Source organism: Tateyamaria sp. 7Alg 36, assembly GCF_059882455.1.
Map to the genome: position 1 here is coordinate 1,869,190 of NZ_CM187613.1, position 18,038 is coordinate 1,887,227.

Below are 18,038 nucleotides of genomic sequence, written 5' to 3' on the forward strand. Positions count from 1 at the left end.
CAGCCTTCAGTCGATCTTGCGCGCTTCGTCCACCAACATCACGGGAATGCCGTTGCGGATCGGATAGGCGAGACTGGCCGCTTCCGAGATCAACTCCTGCGCCTCTGCGTCATAGCGCAGCGTGGCGTGGGTTTGCGGGCAAATCAGCGCCTCAAGAACGCGGCGGTCCACTTCGGTTGTCATTGCAACATATCCCCTTCTCCGCCGCGCAGGTCGAATTCGATCAAGGTGACCAGAGTCTCGCGACGCGTGCTGAGTGATGGCGCCTCAAGCAGCGCCTGTTTGTCCTCTGGATCAAAGTCCAGCATCATCGAAAGCGAGTTGATCAGCAACTCGTCATCGGCTTCGTTCAATGTTTCCCAATCCGCAGAGAGCGCGCGCGCTTCGAAATAGCGGCCCAGCAGGTCAAGGAAGGCCGCGCGATCGAACACGTCGTCCACCTCCGTCTCGCCCTGATCGCGGTCGAACCCGTCCCACGCCACTTCGCAGCGGCGATAGGGCGTGAACCCTTCGACTTCGGACTGTACGCGGAACCGCGAAATGCCGCTAAGTGTCACCAGATAGCGGTTATCCTCGGTCTCGGAAAACTGGGTGATGCGGCCCGCGCAGCCAATCGTGTGCAACCCAAGGCCCGAACGGCCCGCGACCTCGTTAGGCTGCACCATGCCGATCAGACGTCCTGGCGTTTTCAGGGCGTCGTCCAGCATTTGCAAATAGCGCGGTTCAAAGATGTGCAGCGGCAATCGGGAGCGCGGCAAAAGCAACGCACCCGACAGTGGAAACACCGGAATCGCTCCGGGGAGGTCAGTCACTTTTATCATACCAAGCCAGTTAGCCCGTCAAAGCGATCAGGCAAATATCATCGAGCTCAATCGACGCCGCCCGTTCAAAACAATCGGATCGTTGGCTTTCAGCGCATCGAAGATGGTAAATAGTTGCGCCTTTGCCGCGCCGTCATTCCATTCCTTGTCCTTGCCGAACAGCGTCAAAAGCTCGTCCACCGCCTCTTGGGTTTCGCCGCTGGCATGCAGTGCCTTGGCCAGTTCCAGACGGGCCTCGTGATTGTCGGGGTCCGCCTCGACCGCCGCGCGCAGTTCGGCCACGGGGCCTGCATCCGCTGCCTGCTTGGCCAGTTCCAGTTGCGCATGGGCGGCATCCAGTTCCGGCGTTTTCGAGATTTCGACCGGCGCGCCGTTCAGGATCGCCTCGGCCTGATCGAGATCGCCAAGTGCGATATGCGCGCGCACCAGACCGCCATAGGCACCGGCATGCGCAGGCTGTTCTTCAAGGATCGCGGCAAAGGTTTGTACCGCATCGTCCACGGCCCCTTCGCTCAGCATTTCTTCGGCGGCAGCGACGGCTTCGTTCAGGCCTTCTTCGGGGGATTCACCGCCCGACGCCTTGATGACGCGTTCGATAAAGGCCGCGATTTCGGACCCTGATTGCGCGCCTTGGAACCCGTCAACGGGCTGACCCTGCCAGAAGGCATAGACCGTCGGGATTGACTGGATTTGCAATTGTCCAGCCAGCATCTGCGCCTCGTCGACATTGACCTTCACCATTTTGACCGCGCCTTTGGCCGCTTTCACAGCGTCCTCAAGCATCGGCCCCAAGGTTTTGCACGGGCCACACCAAGGCGCCCAAAAGTCTACGATCACGGGGGTCGTCTGGCTGGTTTCGACCACGTCGACCATAAAGGTCGCTTCCGTGGTGTCCTTGATCAGGTCGGCAGCAGCGGGCGCTCCGGCGGCCCCGCCAATCAGTCCCAAATCTGTCATATCTGCGGTCCTTTTAATCGGTTCGAAATGTATATGGACCCGTCAGCGGGGCGTGCCAAGGGGGGCATCCCTGTACGCGCCCCCGATGGGCGCGGTTTTTCAGGCGTTTGGCGCTGCGGGCCGTTGGCGGCACCGGCCTAATCGGGGTGCGCTTTGGCCGCGTCGATCACCCATTGGGCGGCATCCTCGAATGTGGCGTGGCGCAAAAGAGAAGCTTTTGCATCGGGTTGCGCATAATAGGTGTACCAGTATTTGCCGTGACGCTCCAAACCCGGCACCTCGGGGCGCGGATGTCGTGCGGGGCGCAGACCGTTCAATACATAGTCCTGTTTGTCCTCCAGTCCGTGCCGCGCAACGTAGGTATGGACCTGATCGGGGCTGATGAACTCTCATTCTCTCCAGAACTTGTAAGCGCGCGCGAACTTTTCGGCATCTTTCACGACAAAAGCCACCGCATCTTCTTCGCTGGGCCATGCGCGGTAATTACGTTTGCTGCCACGTTCGCTGTAATAGGTGTGCCAGACGCCGTCGATTTCTTCGATGCCGTGGATTTCGCCGCCGCCAAGTCCACCATGTGTGTAGGCGGTTCCATCTTCGACGCCATGGGCGGCGAGGTAGGTTTTCATTTCTCTGAGTTTCATCGGGTGAGTGTGCCCGCAAATTGTCAAAAATCGAACCGAAAGCTCTTAACGCCCTGCAAAAGCTCTGGATTGTGCTCTTCTTTGGTGAGTTCCAAACCGGATATGAAACTATCGAAGTCTTCAGCGACCAAGGTCAGCGCCTTTGGGCTGGTTTCGCCATCCATACATTCATGATGCCAAAATTTAACTTGGCCTGAAACCGCATCAATAACAAAGAGATTGCCCAAACCGTCTTCGGCGAAAGGTGTGCACTGTCGGGCAAAACGCCCGTTATAGTTTTGATACTTTACCACGATCCCGTCCTTGCCAGAGGTCAACCCGAAAAGCATAAGAACCTCTTGCCGTCCTTCTTTATCTGTCAGGGGATTGCGTTCCTCCACTTTGATGCGCACGGAACCGTTGAAAAAAGCGGGTGATTTAATCGGGTCCAGAAGATCAATAAGCCCCTGCGGCAAGGTATGGCCAAGCGCCTGTTCCGTTTCAGCACCGGTCAGGCGCTGTTCACCTTGTTCAAGACCTTTGGGTTCAAGCTGAATGTTCTTATTGAGCGCCACGAAAGTTGTTCCTTACATCAGAATCAGACCCAATGCAGGGACCACTGAAATGCCCGTGTCAGCGCAGACATAAAGCCAGAGGTCACGGAGATGGACGCCCCCCCCTGCTGATTTTACCCGATTGGCCTCACAGTGCCGGGCGCGCTGCCAAGATAGTTAACCAGCTGGAACTGTTGGAGCTGTGCGAGAAATAGAAAATGTTCCAACGCCGGCACGATCTTGAGGTTGGCGACCTGCGGCGCACCGCCCATTGCCAAGGCCGGGAAAAACCCAAACGCCTGCCCTGCCTCTAGCGGGCCAAGCGCGCTGACCGCAGGTTTGAACAGCTTTTTACCATCGTCGTCCACCACATCCAGACTGTCAGGCTGATGGCCCAAAAGGTGGGCGACAATCGATGCATTCTCGTTGTGTTTTTTGCTTGGATCACTCAGCCCCGAGGCCGAGACGCGCCCGTGCAGCAACTCTATTCTGACGATCCAATGGCGCGCGCTCCAGACAATCAGGTTCCCGAAGGGGCCGTATCCGATTACATGGCAGTCCTTGTGCGAAAAATCTTGGTCCGCGTGAAAAATCTGGGACAGAAGGCCATCAAAATCGCTTGGTATGCACAGGCGCATCAACCCGCCCTGAAGCGCGCCGACACCGTGATTGCGCCAAAAGTCGATCAGGATGTCCGGCACCATTCCGGTCCATGTCTGCAATGTCGCCTCGTCCACAGGGCGCGCATCAAGCAGCGGTCCGGCACGTTTCATCACGCTATCAATATGGTCTTTGCCGCTGCGGCCTCTGATTTCGCTGATATATGTCATGTGCTTCCTAACATGGCTTCAGTCTAATGTTCGGCTTTGTCGCACCTGCGGCGGCTTGTGCCGCTAGCGCTTCATCGAGCGCGCCAACTTTGCCACGCCATTGCGACCCCAGAGATCTGTTGACCGATCGGTTTTGCAAGCCGGAAATATCAGATGGGTTCCCACCCGCAACAATATCCAGAACGTGTGTCGCGTCCAGTACGGCGGCTTCCCGCTGCGCCATTTCAATGGCGACTTCGTCAAGTTCACCCATGGCAATCAACTCGCCAACACGTTCATCCAGCCAAATGTCACGGGCCGCAGTCTGCGCGGCACGGTCCCTAAGGGCCCCAGTGCCATTTTCAACAACCGCTGCGCGCCGTTCCATCAGGTCATCAAGGTTGGTGTTGTTGATCGCATTTTCCTGTTCGGTTAGCTGATCAAGGAACTCTTGGTCCGTTGCGTTTGGCGGCTTGTTGAAACATGGCATTTCATCGGGGTCTCTGACGCGCCGCGCCGTGCTGCGGATCACCGGCGTGGCTTCTCCTGTGGCGCCAACGCTTCTTTCTGAAATCCTGCGTTTCAGCGCCTTGATCAGGTCGACCATCTTGCCCATCAGGGACAGGGTAAACTCGAGCATCCCGATCAGAACGCGGCCTGCGCCACCCGCTGCGACCAGTTTTGACTGGACCTTTGCGACAAAAGCAACCAGCCGTGCGACCAATCCATGGCCCAACGTTCCGCCGGAAAAGAACGCGATCAGCGCAAAGATGATGGCGATGAACACTTCGGGAATTAGGTACCCCGTGGCCAGCCCGATCATGTCTGTCCAGAAGTTTGGCGGGATCATCATGATCGTGCCGATGATCGTGCCCGCCAGCACGGTCAGCACACGGGTTTCGCGCGCCATTTCGATCATGGCACCCGCCCATTCCGCGCTTTGTTGAACCGCCGCGCGCAACAGATCAACGATTTCCTCAAGGCCCGGAATGCCTGCAAGCAGGTCCAACAACAGTTCGAGACCGTCTTCGAACTGATCCACCGCACCTTCGGCCAAATACTGGATCAGCGACAGGATTTCCTCGCGCCGGTCCCACAGTTCTTTGAAGCCCGCGACCGCCCCATCGAATGCATCGGCGGCAAGGTCCGGCAAGTTGCGTAGCCAGTCCCAGACGGTTTGCCAGAACTCGCCTTCGCCTTCCCACCACGCCGACAGCCCGTCACCCGTCGACTCGAAGAAGCTGCCGATCAGCCCCCACCAGCCTTCGTCCTGCCAGCGCATGGTCCACGGCTCGATTTCACCTTCCATGTCGCGCGCAAATTTTTCGAGATCGGCGATGATCTGCGCCTCTAGTGTGGCGGGGTCCGGCCCGCCCGGATCGGGGCCGATCTCGACAATCACGCGGCCCTCTTGCGGGGCATGATAGGTCTGCGTGCCAAGCTGGGGGCGGACCGAATCGATGGGCTGGCCGTCTTCCAAGCCGAACGTGGGCAGGCCCATGGTGCGACCGCCTTCGTCGATCGTCCCGCCGTTGATGTCCGTCACGCGCACAGGCAACAGCGTCAGCGGGGACTGCCACTTGTCATCGTAATAGCCATAGACCCAGCCCACTGCCGCGCATTGTTCGGCCACCAGCCCGACCGGCCGGTCCGCCCCCGTGGCGGCGGCGACGGACGCATCGCCGAGGCCGGAGGCGCTATGCGGGCTGCCCCCCATCAGGGCATCGCCCGAAACATTGGCAAAATCCGGTTCACCAACTGTTGCGCGTCGGATTGAGCCGAAACGTGGTGTGCCAGCATCCGGTATTGCGGATCTCTCCACCACGCCGCGCCAAGCGCGAACGCAAGGCAGGTATAGGCAAGACGCTGATGGCTGTACTGGCATTCGGGCAGGCGCGGCCCCAGCCAGACCAGCAGGCGGGTTTCATTGTCCGGCGTAAACATCGCCGCATGACCCGGCAGGGCATAGCGCAACGTGTCCGAATTCACCGCATAGCCACGCAGGATCAGCGTGCACAAACGCTCCCCGAATTCGTTGATCGAATCGTCAGACCACAGCGCGTCCAGCCAGACCGTGCCATGACCCATCAGATCGGCAACCGCCTTGGCACGCGGCACATCGCGATTTTCAACCGTGGTCGCCACGTAATCGCCAAAGCGGGGGTCCTGCCAGAACTGGTGGCCAAGCGATACCGAGAGGCAGCACAATTGCCGCAGCAACCGGTTCGACGAACACCCTGTCCGATCCGCCCAACGATAGACAGCGGTGCACATGTCTTCCAGATCAGTGGTGCGGGTGCCAAGCGCGCTGAAGTAATCCGCATATGTATTGGCCAGAAAGCCGCTTGTCTCCATCGCCCACGTGGCGATGCCTGCCTCGCGGAACGGGGCCAGCGCGGATTTCGACACCCGCATCATCCCTGCGCCCGCCATGCTTGGGTTTCGGGGGCGTCCGGCTGGAACACCAACGTGCCGTTGTCGTCGGCGCTGCGCACCTCGACGCTGTGCAGAGGCGCAAGAAAGCGTTGGCGTTCTTCGGGCGTGAAGACTTCGAGCAGGAACGCACGAATGATCCGCGCATCAAAATAGCGGAACAGCATCGGCTTTTCCTCGCCCTCGACCTCGGCCAGTGCAAATTTGCGCAAGTGGCGACGCAGGTCGGTCAGATCAAGAGAGGTGTGGATGGTATAGCCCCATTCGACATTGCGCACCTCTTTGATCCAGAGGCGGCGCAGGTCACCGCACTGCCCCAGATCAATCAGCCACGGGCCGACCGGAATCACATCCAGATAGGTGGTTGCGTCCAGCAGTGAACAGGCTTGGGGCGGCGACAGGCTAACTACCTTGCTGCGCAGGGGCACAGCAGAGGCAAGGTCGATCACACCAAAGCTGTTGAGCTGGTTCACGCGTTCTCCTCGCACTGTTCACAGAACGGGGTGCGTTCCCGCGCCGCCCGAAGCAAGGAATTGGCCTGCCGCGACAGACCCTGCATCGGACCATGGGGCGCGCCCGCGCCGCTGCCGCCCTTGGTGCCGATCAGAACGGTGGGACAGCCCGATACGATGACGCCGCCATGAGCCGTCGAATCAGAAATGCGCGCTGCTGGTTTGGATTCGATCAACACAGTCGTTGACCCTTTGGCGACCGTGTCCGGCGGGCCGACGCAGACACATGTATCGCTGATGCGCGCCGCAGGCATGCCGCCCACGATCACCGTCGCCGCACCCGTCACAATCGGCCCGCCAACATGCGGCACCGGACCCGGATTAATCAAAGGGCACGTGTGCATATCGGAGATACGCGCCGAGGGAAAACGCAAAAGCCCACACCTTAAAAACGAAACACCTTACTGCTTAAGTAAATTAACCACGGTCAATCGCAAGGGTAGAATTCCGGCGAATAGCGTTGACTTTTGAATGGCTTAGGTGATGCGGCGCGCTGTGGATTCGTACAGATGGCACAGATACCATGGGCAAGTGTGCATCCGCCCTTGTTTTCAAGGGCGATCCGCCCGTGCTGACTGTGCACTGCACTACTGCAATGCGCCACAAAACGACCCCGACGGAACGAGAGGCAAAGGCGGATTTCCGCCTGCCTTATCAGTATCCTGCGACCCCGTTTGGCGTACCCACACGCCGTGTCCATACGGGCAGCGCCGAGACAATCAGCGGTTACAGATCAAAGGTCGCAAATACAGGCGCGTGATCGCTGGGCTTTTCCCAGCCGCGTGCATCGCGCAGAATGCGGCTGTTGTGACCTGCAGCGGCGATGTCGGAGGTGGCCCAGATGTGGTCAAGGCGGCGGCCCTTATCGGCGGCATTCCAATCCTTGGCGCGGTAGGACCACCACGAATAAAGCAGTCCCTCGGGGATGTCCTGACGGGTGATATCGACCCAGTTGCCCGAATCTTGCACCTGCGCCAGATGCTCGACCTCGACAGGGGTGTGGCTAACGATTTTCAAAAGCTGCTTGTGGCTCCAGACATCATCCTCGCGCGGGGCGATGTTCAAATCACCCACGAGGATGGATTTGGCAGGTGCCGTGGCGTGGAAATGGTCGCGCATGTCGGTAAGGTAGTCGAGCTTTTGGCCGAACTTCTCGTTCTTCTCGCGGTCGGGCGCGTCGCCGCCCGCAGGGACGTAGAAGTTGTGGATCGTCACGCCATTCTCAAGCCGCCCCGCGATGTGGCGCGCATGCCCAAGAGTGGCAAAATCCTCTGCGCCCGCTTCCTCGATCGGCAGGCGCGACAGGATGGCCACGCCGTTATAGCCCTTGTCGCCACGCGCAACCATGTGGTTATAGCCAAGGGCGGCAAACTGTTCACGCGGGATCTTGTCCACGGGGCTTTTGCATTCCTGCAAGCACAGTACGTCAGGCCCCTCTTCCGCCAGCAGTTTGCACACAATCGGTTCGCGCAGGCGGACAGAGTTGATGTTCCATGTGGCGAGGGTAAAGGACATGCAAAAGCTCCGGATATCTGGTTTGCGCGGACCCTATCTTTGCACGCAGGGCGCGACCAGCCCAAATAGGCGGCGTTCCGCTGTGCCCTGCAAAGTCCTTGCTATTTATGCGAGTCGCCTCTAAATGGACTTTGCGACGTTACCACTATCGGCCTTACTGCTCCTTACGGCACAGTCACTCGATCTTGCAATGACTTAGCCGACCTGCCGCATTCCGTGGGCAGACTATTAGGAGAAAATGACATGGCCACAGGCACAGTCAAATGGTTCAACACAACTAAAGGTTTTGGTTTTATCGCACCCGATGGTGGCAGCAAAGACGTGTTCGTGCACATCTCTGCCGTTGAGCGCGCAGGCCTGACCGGTCTGGCCGACAACCAGAAAGTTACTTTCGACATCGAAGCAGGCCGTGACGGCCGCGAAAGCGCGTCGAACATCGCACTGGCCTAAGGGTCAGCGTTTCGCCTCGGCGGAACATGCTTTGAGATAGAATTCGGAAAGGCCCATCGGCAACGGTGGGCCTTTTTGCTGTTTGGGGGTTGGAATCGCGTTAGCCAAAAAAAACCCGGGCACGCGGCCCGGGTCAGTCCAACAGGGAGGGAAGGGACATGTTTGCCACAATGTGGCCCCGACATGTGCGGTTCTTGAAGATGTAACTGCGCGACAAATCCATTGGTTCCATCGCCGCAGAGCTTTTTTACGACATCAGTCGATAGCCGCCGGATTCGGTGACCAGCAGCCGCGCCGCCGATGGATCAGGCTCGATCTTCTGGCGCAGGCGATAGATGTGGGTTTCCAACGTGTGTGTCGTAACGCCGGCGTTATACCCCCACACCTCGTGCAGCAGCACATCGCGCGCCACGACCCCTTCGCTTGAGCGATAGAGGAACTTGAGGATGTTCGTCTCTTTCTCGGTTAGGCGGATCTTCTTGTCATCTTCGGTGACAAGCATTTTGGCACTGGGTTTGAACGTATATGGCCCAAGCGAGAACACTGCATCTTCGGACTGTTCGTGCTGGCGCAACTGGGCGCGGATGCGGGCCAGCAGGACGGGGAACTTGAACGGCTTGGTCACATAGTCGTTGGCCCCCGCATCAAGACCCAGAATGGTATCGGCGTCGGTATCATGGCCGGTCAGCATCAGGATCGGGGATTTCACCCCCTGCTTGCGCAACACACGGCACAATTCGCGGCCATCCGTATCCGGCAGGCCCACATCAAGGATCACAAGATCATAGATCGCCTCTTTGGCCTTCACCAAGGCGTCGCTGCCATTGCTTGCCTCGAAGACGTCGAAATCTTCGGTCATGACAAGCTGCTCGCTCAGCGCCTCGCGCAGGTCCTCGTCGTCGTCCACCAGAAGAATTTTCTTGAGCTGTGCCATCATACGCCTCCGTTTCGGTCTACTATAGATGTGGCTTTTGCACGGATGGACAAGATTTCGCACAAATCTCTCACGTCCATGTGTCGGCTGCGCGCGAAATGTTTCAATTCCGGTGTGATTTGCTTATGTCGGGCCAAGCAAGCGTGGAATTCTGTAACATGACCCTTGGCCCCGACATGATTGAGACACTGGCGCGGGCGCGGGCCGACCTGCGCATGGGCGTGCCGATTGTTCTGGTCGGGCAAGGCGCGCTGCTCGCCGCCTCGGTCGAGACGCTGACGCCGGAACGGCTGGCCGCGGTGCGCGCCCTTGCAACCGCGCCGGTGCTGGCCCTGACATCGCGTCGGTCCGAAACGTTGAAAGCGCGGGCCTATGACGGCAACATCGCACGCATTTCAGTGCCGGACGAGGCGACGCTGGGGTGGCTGCAATCGCTGGCCGATCCTGCCGATGACCTTGCCGCCCCGATGAAGGGGCCACTGTCATCCCTGCGCGATGGCGATCCGACGGCACACCGTGTGGCCGTTCAACTGTGCAAATCCGCGCGCCTGTTGCCCGCCGCCTTATGCGTGGACGTGGCCGACGGGTTGCAGTTCGCCGCGCAGCACGGGCTGACGGTTGTGCCTATCGCGATGGCGGCGGACATCCTCGCGAAGAACAGCCCGCTGCATGCAGTGGTCGCGGCCCGCTTGCCGCTGGACGTCTCCGAAGCAGGGCGGCTGCACGTGTTCCGCCCCGAGGACGGCGGCGAAGAACACTATGCCATTGAAATCGGGCGCCCCGACCGCAGCAAACCGGTGCTGGCGCGGCTGCATTCAGCCTGCTTTACCGGCGATGTGATGGGCAGCCTCAAATGCGATTGTGGTCCCCAGTTGCGCGCAGCCCTTGGACAGATGGGGGCAGAGGGCACTGGCGTATTGCTTTACCTGAGCCAAGAGGGGCGCGGCATCGGCCTTGCCAACAAAATGCGCGCGTATGCACTACAGGATCAGGGATTTGACACGGTCGAGGCGAACCACCGTCTGGGATTCGAGGATGATGAACGCGATTTCCGGCTTGGGTCGGACATTCTGAAATCTTTGGGGTTCTCATCAGTGCGCCTGCTGACCAACAACCCCGCCAAGGTCGCCATGATGGAGGCAAGCGGCGTGGCAGTGGCGGAACGTGTTGCCCTGCAAGTTGGCGAAAACCGATTCAACGCTGACTATCTTGCGACCAAAGCCGCCAAATCGGGGCATCTGTTTTGACGCGCCCTGCCCCGCTGTTTGCACGACCCAACACGGGGGCCGCATGACCCCCAACGATCTGGTCCTGACCAAGCGTGGCCTGCGCTTTCGCAACCGTCTGTTTCCCTGCACCATTGGGCGCGGCGGCATTAGCACAGCCAAACGCGAAGGCGACGGTGCGACGCCCGTGGGCGTGCACCGGATTGTCGGGATGCTTTACCGTCCTGACCGCATGGCGCGCCCGACCGATTGGGCGCTGCCGATCCGCCCCTGCGATGTGTGGTCGGACGATCCCGAGGCCGAAGATTACAACCACATGGCCCGCGCACCTTACCCTCACAGTCACGAAGCGTTGCGCCGTGCCGATCCGCTGTATGATCTGGTGATTTTGATGGACTGGAACTGGCCCTATGCGGTGGCGGGGCGCGGGTCCGCGATATTCATCCACCGCTGGCGCAGACCGGGCTTTTCGACCGAAGGGTGCATCGGGTTGCGCCCCGAAGATCTGGCGTGGATTGCGACGCGTATCGGGTTCGACACACGGCTTATCGTGCCAGCGGACATCGCGCGTTAAGCTGGTACACGTTCCCCGAAAATGGCCGAACCAACGCGCACATGTGTCGCGCCTAGTGCGATGGCCGATGCAAAATCACTGCTCATCCCCATGGACAACCCTGTCAGGTCGTTACGCTTGGCAAGCTTTGCCAACAGCGCGAAATGCAGCGACGGTTCTTCGTCCACGGGGGGGATGCACATCAACCCTTTGACGGGCAGGTCCAGCGCACGACATTCGGCGACAAAGGCGTCCGTTTCGGACGGCATCACGCCTGCTTTCTGAGGTTCCTCGCCCGTGTTCACCTGAATGAAAAGGTCGGGGCATTGCCCAATCTCTTGGGCGAGACGGGCGATGGTTTTGGCCAGCTTCGGGCGATCAACGGAATGGATGGCCTGAAACAGCTCCATCGCCTGCCGCGCCTTGTTGGTCTGTAACGGGCCGATCAGATGCACATCGATGGCGCCATAGGTATCGCGGAAATCCGGCCACTTGTCCGACGCTTCCTGCACCCGATTTTCCCCGAACAGGCGCTGCCCTTCGTCCAGCACCGAGGCAACGCGTTCATTGGGCTGCACCTTGCTGACCGCAATCAGATGCACCGATCCCTCAGGGCGGCCTGCGTCGGCTTCGGCTTTGGCGATGGATTGGGTGATTTCAGAAAGGGACATGGACGCACCTGTATTATGTCGATCGCGGATCACAAAATAGCAGGCTGGCCCAAAAGAAAAGGGGCGGACCAAAGGCCCGCCCCAAATCTGTCAGGTGTCTTTCAACTTAGAAGGCGAAGACCACACCCAGGTCAGCAGTTGTCGCGCCTCGGATGTCGGCGATACCGCCACCCAGTGTCACGCCACCGCCCAGCTCATGCTTGAAGCCGATACCGAACGCGTCGGAGTCTGCTGCACCGTTACCGGATTCGGAGTACACAAACTGGATGGATGTCGCTGCGGCCACTTCGTAGTTGATCGCGAAGCCATAGGACATGTCAGGCTGCGAGTCTGTGTCGCCCAGCTGGACGCTGAAGCCCAGAGCGCCAACTTCACCAGCGAAGCTCACAACGTAGTAGTCTTCATCTGGGCCCGTGCCACCAGCTGTTTCGGACTGACCGATAGCTGCACCGATGGAGTAGTTGCCGAACGTGTAACCAACACCCAACTGGATGTCGCTGTTGCCGCCACCGTTATTAGCTGTAACTGTACCGAGCGCGAAGCCGGTTGCGGTGGTTGTAGGTGCAGCGACCGAGCCACCGTTTGCGACTGCCAGAGTGTCCGCATCGTCTGTGTAGGACATGGCAACGGTGAAGTCACCGACCGAGTAACGGATTTTGATTGTTGGTGCGACTGTCGTGAACTGAGTGTTCGAACCGAAGCCAACTGCTGGAACTGCCCAGCCGTTTTGCTGCTCGAGGAACCCTGTGTAACCAACGGAGCCGGCACCGTAGTAGCCGAACACGTCACCGGAGTCGACAACGTTGGACACGTGGCCAACGTCCAGGCGGAAGCCGCCTGTGGACACTGCGAAACCAGCTGCGGAAGACTGAGCTGTGTCCGACGCGCCAAGTGCGTTTTCGTTTGTTTCGAAACGAATGCGGCCTTCAAATTCCAGACCATTGTCAGTAGTTGTTTGGCCAGTGATGTTCAGACGGAAACGCTGTTCGATGCGTGTCTCGTTTGTGCCAGCTGCGTTTTCTTGGTGGAACAGACCAAAACGGCCATATCCACTAAAGCTTACGTCCGCTGCTGCCATGCCAGCTGTGGCGACCAGTGCGGTTGTAGCAAAGAGAACTTTTTTCATGAGTTTTCCCTCGGGTTTATATTCACACGCCCTGACCGGGGAATCCGGTGAGGGGATGGCTGGTGTTTGAGCCATTTGACCGCGCTACTCAAGCAACGCGTCACGGCGCGGGGCAATTCCAAGGTAGATGGTGCAGCTTTGCCACACCCATGTTTTCGCCCGGTATCGGCGCCTCGACTTGTCCTGTGCCTTGCGGGGTCAATTCAACTTGTCTATCAGAGAGGCAGAATTGAACGCGGCGGGGCAGTTACATGGTCAAATCAAAGTCTTCAGGACGCATCACAGGGTTGGTAGCCGTATTGTGTTGTGCAGTTTTGCTGACCGGATGCGGTCAACGCTTTGGCTTTGGTCCGCCAAACCAAGAAAACGTCGACAGTGATATTGCACGCCAGCGCGACGGCGCAGGGGCGACCACACTGGGCGAGGCGCTGCGCGCGCGACGTAACCAAGAATCAATCGTACAGGTGAACCGCTATATATGGTCCGCCACGCTGCAGGTTCTCGACTTTCTGCCGATCCAGTCGGTTGATCCGTTCACCGGCGTTATCGTCACAGGCTATGGCACCCCACCCGGCGGCGGGCGCGCTTACCGTGCGACTGTTCTTATCCAAGACCCCGCTTTGGATGCCCGGTCGCTGAACGTGGCACTGCAAACCCGTGGCGGCACAGCCGACGCTGCGACCGTGCGTGCTGTCGAAGACGCCATTCTGACCCGCGCCCGCCAATTGCGGATTGCCGACAACCGTCTTTAGAGGCCTTTCGGCGCGCATAAATCCACATTAAGAAAAGCGCCGGGCCCCTCGCCCGGCGTTTTCATGTCTACCAGCAGGATCACTTCCATCATGGCCACATACTCCCCCTCCGAAATCGAAGCCCGCTGGCAGGCCGCTTGGGAACAGGCCGATGTTTTTCGCGCCCGTCGCAGCGCGGACAAGCCGAAATACTATGTGCTCGAGATGTTCCCCTATCCGTCGGGCCGCATCCATATGGGCCATGTGCGCAACTACACGATGGGCGACGTGATCGCGCGGTACAAGCTGTCGACTGGCCACAATGTTTTGCATCCCATGGGCTGGGATGCGTTCGGCATGCCCGCCGAAAACGCCGCGATGGCCATTGGTGGCCACCCCAAGACATGGACCTATGACAACATCGCCGACATGCGCGGTCAGATGAAACCTCTGGGCCTTTCTATCGACTGGTCCCGCGAATTTGCCACCTGCGATCCCGAATATTACGGACAGCAGCAGGCACTGTTCCTCGATATGCTGAAGGCCGATCTGGTCTATCGCAAGAACGCCCAAGTGAACTGGGATCCGGTCGATATGACGGTCCTTGCCAACGAGCAGGTGATCGACGGCAAGGGTTGGCGTTCCGGTGCCGAGGTCGAACGCCGCGAGTTGACGCAGTGGTTCTTCAAGATTTCCGACATGGCGGGCGAATTGAAAGCCGCGCTTGATGGTCTGGAAAACTGGCCCGCCAAAGTGCGTCTGATGCAGGAAAACTGGATCGGCGAGTCGCGCGGCATCGACATTCCCTTCGAACGCACGGACGGCGCGGGCACGATCCGATGCTATTCCACCCGCCCCGACACGATGCGTGGCGCGTCCTTTATTGCCGTGTCCCCCGACCACCCCGTCGCCAAGGCGCTTGAGGCGGACAACCCCGACCTCGCCGCCTTTATCGACGATTGCCGCCATATGGACACCACCGAGGCGGCCATGGAAAAGGCCGAAAAGAAGGGCATCGACACCGGCGTTCGCGTCAAACACCCCGTTTACGCGGATCAGGAACTGCCCGTCTGGATCGGCAACTTCGTTTTGATGGATTACGGCACAGGCGCGGTCTTCGGTTGCCCTGCGCACGACCAGCGCGACCTTGATTTCGCACGGAAATACGACCTGCCGGTGCAAAACGCCTTCTACATGCCCGGCGATCATACCGAGGTCGAAGACGTCGCACTCGTCCCTGCCAAAACCGAGGTCGTCGACTTTATCGACCATTTCGCGGGCGTCGGCACCGCCACCAGCCAACAGGCGATCGACACCACAATCGACTATTTCGAGGCAAACGGCCTTGGCAAAGGTCAAAAGCAGTACCGCCTGCGCGATTGGGGCCTGTCGCGCCAACGCTATTGGGGATGTCCGATTCCGGTGGTGCATTGTGACGACTGCGGTGTGGTCCCCGAGAAAAAGGAAAACCTGCCGGTTGTCCTGCCCGATGACGTGTCCTTTGACATTCCTGGCAACCCGCTGGATCGTCACCCCACATGGCGCGACACGCCCTGCCCGTCCTGCGGCAAGGCGGCCAAGCGTGAAACCGACACGATGGACACGTTTGTGGACAGCTCGTGGTATTACGCACGCTTTACCTCGCCCAATGCCGACACGCCCACAAATGCCGAAGACGCGGCATACTGGATGAATGTCGACCAGTATATCGGCGGCATCGAACACGCGATCCTGCACCTGCTGTATTCACGGTTCTTCGCCCGCGCGATGCAAATCACCGGCCACCTGCCCGAAACCGCAATCGAACCATTCGACGCGCTGTTCACCCAAGGCATGGTCACGCACGAGATTTACCAGACCCGCGATGAAAAGGGCCGCCCCGTTTACCACCTGCCCGAGGATGTGACCGACGGCAAACTGGCCGACGGCACCGAGGTCGAGATCATTCCATCGGCCAAAATGTCCAAATCCAAAAAGAACGTCGTGGACCCGCTGGGCATCATCGCCGCCTACGGCGCGGATACGGCGCGCTGGTTCGTGCTGTCGGATTCGCCCCCTGAACGGGATGTGGAATGGACCGCCAGCGGGGCCGAAGCCGCCTTCAAACACCTCACCCGTGTACACACTATCAGTGAACGCGTGGCCGAAATGGACAAAGACGCCGCAGGCCAGGGCGACGAAGACCTTCTGCGCGCCATGCACAAGGCCATTCACGATGTGACCGTGGGCGTCGAATCCTTCGGTTTCAACGCGGCCATCGCCAAACTCTACGGCTTTACCGCCGTGCTGCAGAAGTCCAAGGCAAGCTATGCTGCACAACGTCAGGCCGTGATGACACTGGCCCAGCTTATGGCCCCGATGACACCGCATCTGGCCGAAGACATCTGGGCCCGTCAGGGTGGCGAAGGGCTTGTGACTACCGCGCCATGGCCCAAGGCGGATGACAAAATGCTGGTTTCCGACACCGTGACGCTTCCGATCCAGATCAACGGCAAACGGCGCGGCGAATTGACGGTTCCTGCCGACATGGACAAGGCAGAGGTTGAAAAACAGGCGCTGGCAACAGAAGCTGTGCAAAAGGCGCTGGACGGCGGCACCCCGAAAAAGGTGATCGTCGTGCCGGGCCGCATCGTCAACGTGGTGGTATAAAAACATGACCCGCATCTGCGCACTGCTTTTGGTCCTGCTGGTGGGAGCGTGCGGATTCGAACCCGCCTACGGACCGAACGGCGCGGGTGCTGTCTTGCAAAACCGCGTGCTGGTCGATCAGCCCGACGACCGCGCTGGTTACCTTCTGGTGCAACGGCTTGAGGAACGGCTGGGCCGCGCTGGCGATCCCGCCTTCCGCCTTGCCGTCGACCTCAACGTCGCGGAAGAGGCGCGTGCCATCGACTCGGACGGCGACACGCGGCGCTATCACCTGATCGGCTCGGCTGCCTACACCCTTGTCGAGGCGGGCACCGGAACCGTGTTGCGCGCCGAAACGGTGGATACATTTGTCGGCTATTCGGCCACCGGCACCAACGTCGCAACCCTTGCGGCGCGACGGGATGCACAGGAACGGCTGATGACCATCCTCGCCGACCAGATCGTGCTGCGGCTACAGGCAAGCGCGCTGTGAAACTGTCCACCGGTCAGGCCAACAGCTATTTCGCCAAACCGGATCCGGATTCTGCCGGTATGCTGATCTACGGCGCCGACCCGATGCGGATCGCGCTGAAACGACAGCAGATCGTGGCCGCCCTCATCGGCCCCTCGGGCGAAGAAGAAATGCGCTTGACACGCATCTCGGGGGCTGAGCTACGGAAAACGCCCGCACTGCTGCTGGACGCGGTCAAGGCCATCGGCTTTTTCCCCGGACCGCGCGTGGCCCTCGTCGAAGACGCCACCGAAACCGTCGGCCCGACCATCACCCAAGCGCTTGACGCGTGGGCACCCGGCGATGCCAGCATCATCGTCACAGCAGGCGCACTGAAACCGACCTCGAAAATGCGCAAAGCGTTCGAGGCCCACAAAAGCGCATACGCCACAGGCATTTACGACACGCCGCCGACACGGGACGAAATCGAACGCGACCTCAAGGCCGCAGGCATCGACGCCCCGCCCCAAGAGGCGATGCAATTGCTGATCACATTGGCAAATGACATCGAACCCGGTGATTTCCGCCAGACTCTGACTAAGATCGGCCTGTACAAACTCAATGACCCCGCCCCACTCAGCGCCGACGACATCGCCGCCTGCGCCCCCGCCTCGATCGAGGCGGCGGTAGACGACGTGCTGCTGGTGGTGGGCGATGGTCAGGCGGCGCAGATCGGTCCGGTGATGCAACGCTTGTCGGCCCAAGGCGTAAACGCCGTCACTCTTTGCATCAACGCCATGCGCCATTTCCGCACCCTGCACCGCGCCGCCCTCGACACTTCGGGCCGTCCGCAAATCTGGGGCCCGAACAGGGACAAGATGACCGCCCAAGCGCGCAAATGGGGCCCGATCAAACTTGAACAAGCCCTTACCGAACTCACCGATACCGACCTCAAACTCCGCTCCGCCGGTCAACACGCCCCTGCGCTCGCCCTCGTCGAACGCACCTTCATCCGCCTCGCCATGCTGGCACAACGCTGACGCTCCT

General features: G+C 59.8%; 22 protein-coding genes. 7 read left to right on the forward strand and 15 right to left on the reverse strand.

Annotated elements, in window-relative coordinates; translation table 11 throughout:
* Nucleotides 1-6: 6 nt before the first annotated feature.
* From AC6GQJ_RS09210 to AC6GQJ_RS09265, 12 genes are all read right to left on the reverse strand, one after another.
* Nucleotides 7-183, reverse strand: a complete 177-nt coding sequence (locus AC6GQJ_RS09210; protein WP_500767582.1) for a Trm112 family protein — start codon at nucleotides 181-183, stop codon at nucleotides 7-9.
* Entirely contained in the window at nucleotides 180-821 is a 642-nt protein-coding gene (locus tag AC6GQJ_RS09215; protein WP_500767583.1) for an LON peptidase substrate-binding domain-containing protein, read from the reverse strand. The genes AC6GQJ_RS09210 and AC6GQJ_RS09215 overlap by 4 nt, the downstream gene beginning before the upstream one ends.
* A 27-nt stretch (nucleotides 822-848) precedes the next feature.
* Nucleotides 849-1,778 (reverse strand): thioredoxin, encoded by a 930-nt coding sequence (gene trxA, locus AC6GQJ_RS09220; RefSeq protein WP_500767584.1) that lies wholly within the window; start codon nucleotides 1,776-1,778, stop codon nucleotides 849-851.
* A gap of 137 nt (nucleotides 1,779-1,915) precedes the next feature.
* Nucleotides 1,916-2,095: a hypothetical protein gene (locus tag AC6GQJ_RS09225; protein WP_500767585.1), complete on the reverse strand. Its 180-nt coding sequence runs from the start codon at nucleotides 2,093-2,095 to the stop codon at nucleotides 1,916-1,918.
* Between the two features lie 72 nt (nucleotides 2,096-2,167).
* Entirely contained in the window at nucleotides 2,168-2,419 is a 252-nt protein-coding gene (locus tag AC6GQJ_RS09230) for a hypothetical protein (RefSeq protein ID WP_500767586.1), read from the reverse strand.
* 23 nt (nucleotides 2,420-2,442) lie between these two features.
* Nucleotides 2,443-2,973, reverse strand: a complete 531-nt coding sequence (locus tag AC6GQJ_RS09235; protein WP_500767587.1) for an SMI1/KNR4 family protein — start codon at nucleotides 2,971-2,973, stop codon at nucleotides 2,443-2,445.
* 113 nt (nucleotides 2,974-3,086) lie between these two features.
* Nucleotides 3,087-3,782, reverse strand: coding sequence for a GAD-like domain-containing protein (locus AC6GQJ_RS09240; RefSeq protein ID WP_500767588.1), 696 nt, complete (start codon nucleotides 3,780-3,782; stop codon nucleotides 3,087-3,089).
* A gap of 7 nt (nucleotides 3,783-3,789) precedes the next feature.
* Nucleotides 3,790-5,478, reverse strand: a complete 1,689-nt coding sequence (locus AC6GQJ_RS09245; RefSeq protein ID WP_500767589.1) for a polymorphic toxin type 15 domain-containing protein — start codon at nucleotides 5,476-5,478, stop codon at nucleotides 3,790-3,792.
* Nucleotides 5,478-6,170: a hypothetical protein gene (locus AC6GQJ_RS09250; protein ID WP_500767590.1), complete on the reverse strand. Its 693-nt coding sequence runs from the start codon at nucleotides 6,168-6,170 to the stop codon at nucleotides 5,478-5,480. Before AC6GQJ_RS09250 ends, AC6GQJ_RS09245 begins: the two co-directional genes overlap by 1 nt.
* Before the next feature lie 5 nt (nucleotides 6,171-6,175).
* Nucleotides 6,176-6,667, reverse strand: a complete 492-nt coding sequence (locus AC6GQJ_RS09255) for a DUF4123 domain-containing protein (RefSeq protein WP_500767591.1) — start codon at nucleotides 6,665-6,667, stop codon at nucleotides 6,176-6,178.
* A complete protein-coding gene (locus AC6GQJ_RS09260; RefSeq protein ID WP_500767592.1) occupies nucleotides 6,664-7,080 on the reverse strand; it encodes a PAAR domain-containing protein in 417 nt (138 codons plus the stop codon). Before AC6GQJ_RS09260 ends, AC6GQJ_RS09255 begins: the two co-directional genes overlap by 4 nt.
* Nucleotides 7,081-7,432: 352 nt before the next feature.
* Nucleotides 7,433-8,221: an exodeoxyribonuclease III gene (locus AC6GQJ_RS09265; protein WP_500767593.1), complete on the reverse strand. Its 789-nt coding sequence runs from the start codon at nucleotides 8,219-8,221 to the stop codon at nucleotides 7,433-7,435.
* A gap of 243 nt (nucleotides 8,222-8,464) precedes the next feature.
* Here AC6GQJ_RS09265 and AC6GQJ_RS09270 point away from each other — a divergent pair, with 243 nt between their 5' ends.
* Complete coding sequence (locus tag AC6GQJ_RS09270; RefSeq protein WP_005851393.1) at nucleotides 8,465-8,671, forward strand: cold-shock protein; 207 nt, start codon at nucleotides 8,465-8,467, stop codon at nucleotides 8,669-8,671.
* 247 nt (nucleotides 8,672-8,918) lie between these two features.
* Here the strand turns inward: AC6GQJ_RS09270 and AC6GQJ_RS09275 are convergent, their stop codons facing one another.
* A complete protein-coding gene (locus AC6GQJ_RS09275; protein WP_500767594.1) occupies nucleotides 8,919-9,605 on the reverse strand; it encodes a response regulator transcription factor in 687 nt (228 codons plus the stop codon).
* Nucleotides 9,606-9,763: 158 nt separating this feature from the next.
* Between AC6GQJ_RS09275 and ribA the strand changes: the two genes are divergently transcribed.
* Together ribA and AC6GQJ_RS09285 are read left to right on the forward strand one after the other, a co-directional pair.
* Nucleotides 9,764-10,852, forward strand: coding sequence for a GTP cyclohydrolase II (gene ribA / locus AC6GQJ_RS09280; protein WP_500767595.1), 1,089 nt, complete (start codon nucleotides 9,764-9,766; stop codon nucleotides 10,850-10,852).
* 43 nt (nucleotides 10,853-10,895) lie between these two features.
* A complete protein-coding gene (locus AC6GQJ_RS09285) occupies nucleotides 10,896-11,405 on the forward strand; it encodes a L,D-transpeptidase family protein (protein WP_500767596.1) in 510 nt (169 codons plus the stop codon).
* Here the strand turns inward: AC6GQJ_RS09285 and AC6GQJ_RS09290 are convergent.
* Nucleotides 11,402-12,055 carry a YggS family pyridoxal phosphate-dependent enzyme gene (locus AC6GQJ_RS09290; protein ID WP_500767597.1) on the reverse strand — a complete coding sequence of 218 codons (654 nt, stop codon included), beginning with the start codon at nucleotides 12,053-12,055 and terminating at the stop codon, nucleotides 11,402-11,404. The two genes, AC6GQJ_RS09285 and AC6GQJ_RS09290, sit on opposite strands and share 4 nt — an antisense overlap.
* A gap of 106 nt (nucleotides 12,056-12,161) precedes the next feature.
* Entirely contained in the window at nucleotides 12,162-13,181 is a 1,020-nt protein-coding gene (locus AC6GQJ_RS09295) for a porin (RefSeq protein WP_500767598.1), read from the reverse strand.
* Between the two features lie 287 nt (nucleotides 13,182-13,468).
* On the opposite strand from AC6GQJ_RS09295, the gene AC6GQJ_RS09300 reads away from it, so the two are divergent.
* The 4 genes from AC6GQJ_RS09300 to holA all read left to right on the forward strand — a co-directional run bounded on the left by AC6GQJ_RS09300 (nucleotide 13,469) and on the right by holA (nucleotide 18,031).
* Complete coding sequence (locus tag AC6GQJ_RS09300; RefSeq protein ID WP_500767599.1) at nucleotides 13,469-13,933, forward strand: DUF3576 domain-containing protein; 465 nt, start codon at nucleotides 13,469-13,471, stop codon at nucleotides 13,931-13,933.
* A 90-nt stretch (nucleotides 13,934-14,023) separates the two neighbouring features.
* Nucleotides 14,024-16,561 (forward strand): leucine--tRNA ligase, encoded by a 2,538-nt coding sequence (gene leuS, locus AC6GQJ_RS09305; protein ID WP_500767600.1) that lies wholly within the window; start codon nucleotides 14,024-14,026, stop codon nucleotides 16,559-16,561.
* A gap of 4 nt (nucleotides 16,562-16,565) precedes the next feature.
* A complete protein-coding gene (gene lptE, locus AC6GQJ_RS09310; RefSeq protein ID WP_500767601.1) occupies nucleotides 16,566-17,033 on the forward strand; it encodes an LPS assembly lipoprotein LptE in 468 nt (155 codons plus the stop codon).
* Nucleotides 17,030-18,031, forward strand: a complete 1,002-nt coding sequence (gene holA / locus AC6GQJ_RS09315; protein WP_500767602.1) for a DNA polymerase III subunit delta — start codon at nucleotides 17,030-17,032, stop codon at nucleotides 18,029-18,031. Before lptE ends, holA begins: the two co-directional genes overlap by 4 nt.
* Nucleotides 18,032-18,038: the final 7 nt, after the last annotated feature.

What these genes read in the sequence shown, in the direction of transcription:
- AC6GQJ_RS09210 (WP_500767582.1), bottom strand. Translation starts at nt 183, where the DNA reads ATGACAACCGAAGTGGACCGCCGCGTTCTTGAGGCGCTGATTTGCCCG.
- AC6GQJ_RS09215 (WP_500767583.1), bottom strand. Translation starts at nt 821, where the DNA reads ATGATAAAAGTGACTGACCTCCCCGGAGCGATTCCGGTGTTTCCACTG.
- trxA (WP_500767584.1), bottom strand. Translation starts at nt 1,778, where the DNA reads ATGACAGATTTGGGACTGATTGGCGGGGCCGCCGGAGCGCCCGCTGCT.
- AC6GQJ_RS09230 (WP_500767586.1), bottom strand. Translation starts at nt 2,419, where the DNA reads ATGAAACTCAGAGAAATGAAAACCTACCTCGCCGCCCATGGCGTCGAA.
- AC6GQJ_RS09240 (WP_500767588.1), bottom strand. Translation starts at nt 3,782, where the DNA reads ATGACATATATCAGCGAAATCAGAGGCCGCAGCGGCAAAGACCATATT.
- AC6GQJ_RS09245 (WP_500767589.1), bottom strand. Translation starts at nt 5,478, where the DNA reads ATGGGGGGCAGCCCGCATAGCGCCTCCGGCCTCGGCGATGCGTCCGTC.
- AC6GQJ_RS09265 (WP_500767593.1), bottom strand. Translation starts at nt 8,221, where the DNA reads ATGTCCTTTACCCTCGCCACATGGAACATCAACTCTGTCCGCCTGCGC.
- AC6GQJ_RS09270 (WP_005851393.1), top strand. Translation starts at nt 8,465, where the DNA reads ATGGCCACAGGCACAGTCAAATGGTTCAACACAACTAAAGGTTTTGGT.
- AC6GQJ_RS09275 (WP_500767594.1), bottom strand. Translation starts at nt 9,605, where the DNA reads ATGGCACAGCTCAAGAAAATTCTTCTGGTGGACGACGACGAGGACCTG.
- ribA (WP_500767595.1), top strand. Translation starts at nt 9,764, where the DNA reads ATGACCCTTGGCCCCGACATGATTGAGACACTGGCGCGGGCGCGGGCC.
- AC6GQJ_RS09285 (WP_500767596.1), top strand. Translation starts at nt 10,896, where the DNA reads ATGACCCCCAACGATCTGGTCCTGACCAAGCGTGGCCTGCGCTTTCGC.
- AC6GQJ_RS09290 (WP_500767597.1), bottom strand. Translation starts at nt 12,055, where the DNA reads ATGTCCCTTTCTGAAATCACCCAATCCATCGCCAAAGCCGAAGCCGAC.
- AC6GQJ_RS09295 (WP_500767598.1), bottom strand. Translation starts at nt 13,181, where the DNA reads ATGAAAAAAGTTCTCTTTGCTACAACCGCACTGGTCGCCACAGCTGGC.
- leuS (WP_500767600.1), top strand. Translation starts at nt 14,024, where the DNA reads ATGGCCACATACTCCCCCTCCGAAATCGAAGCCCGCTGGCAGGCCGCT.
- lptE (WP_500767601.1), top strand. Translation starts at nt 16,566, where the DNA reads ATGACCCGCATCTGCGCACTGCTTTTGGTCCTGCTGGTGGGAGCGTGC.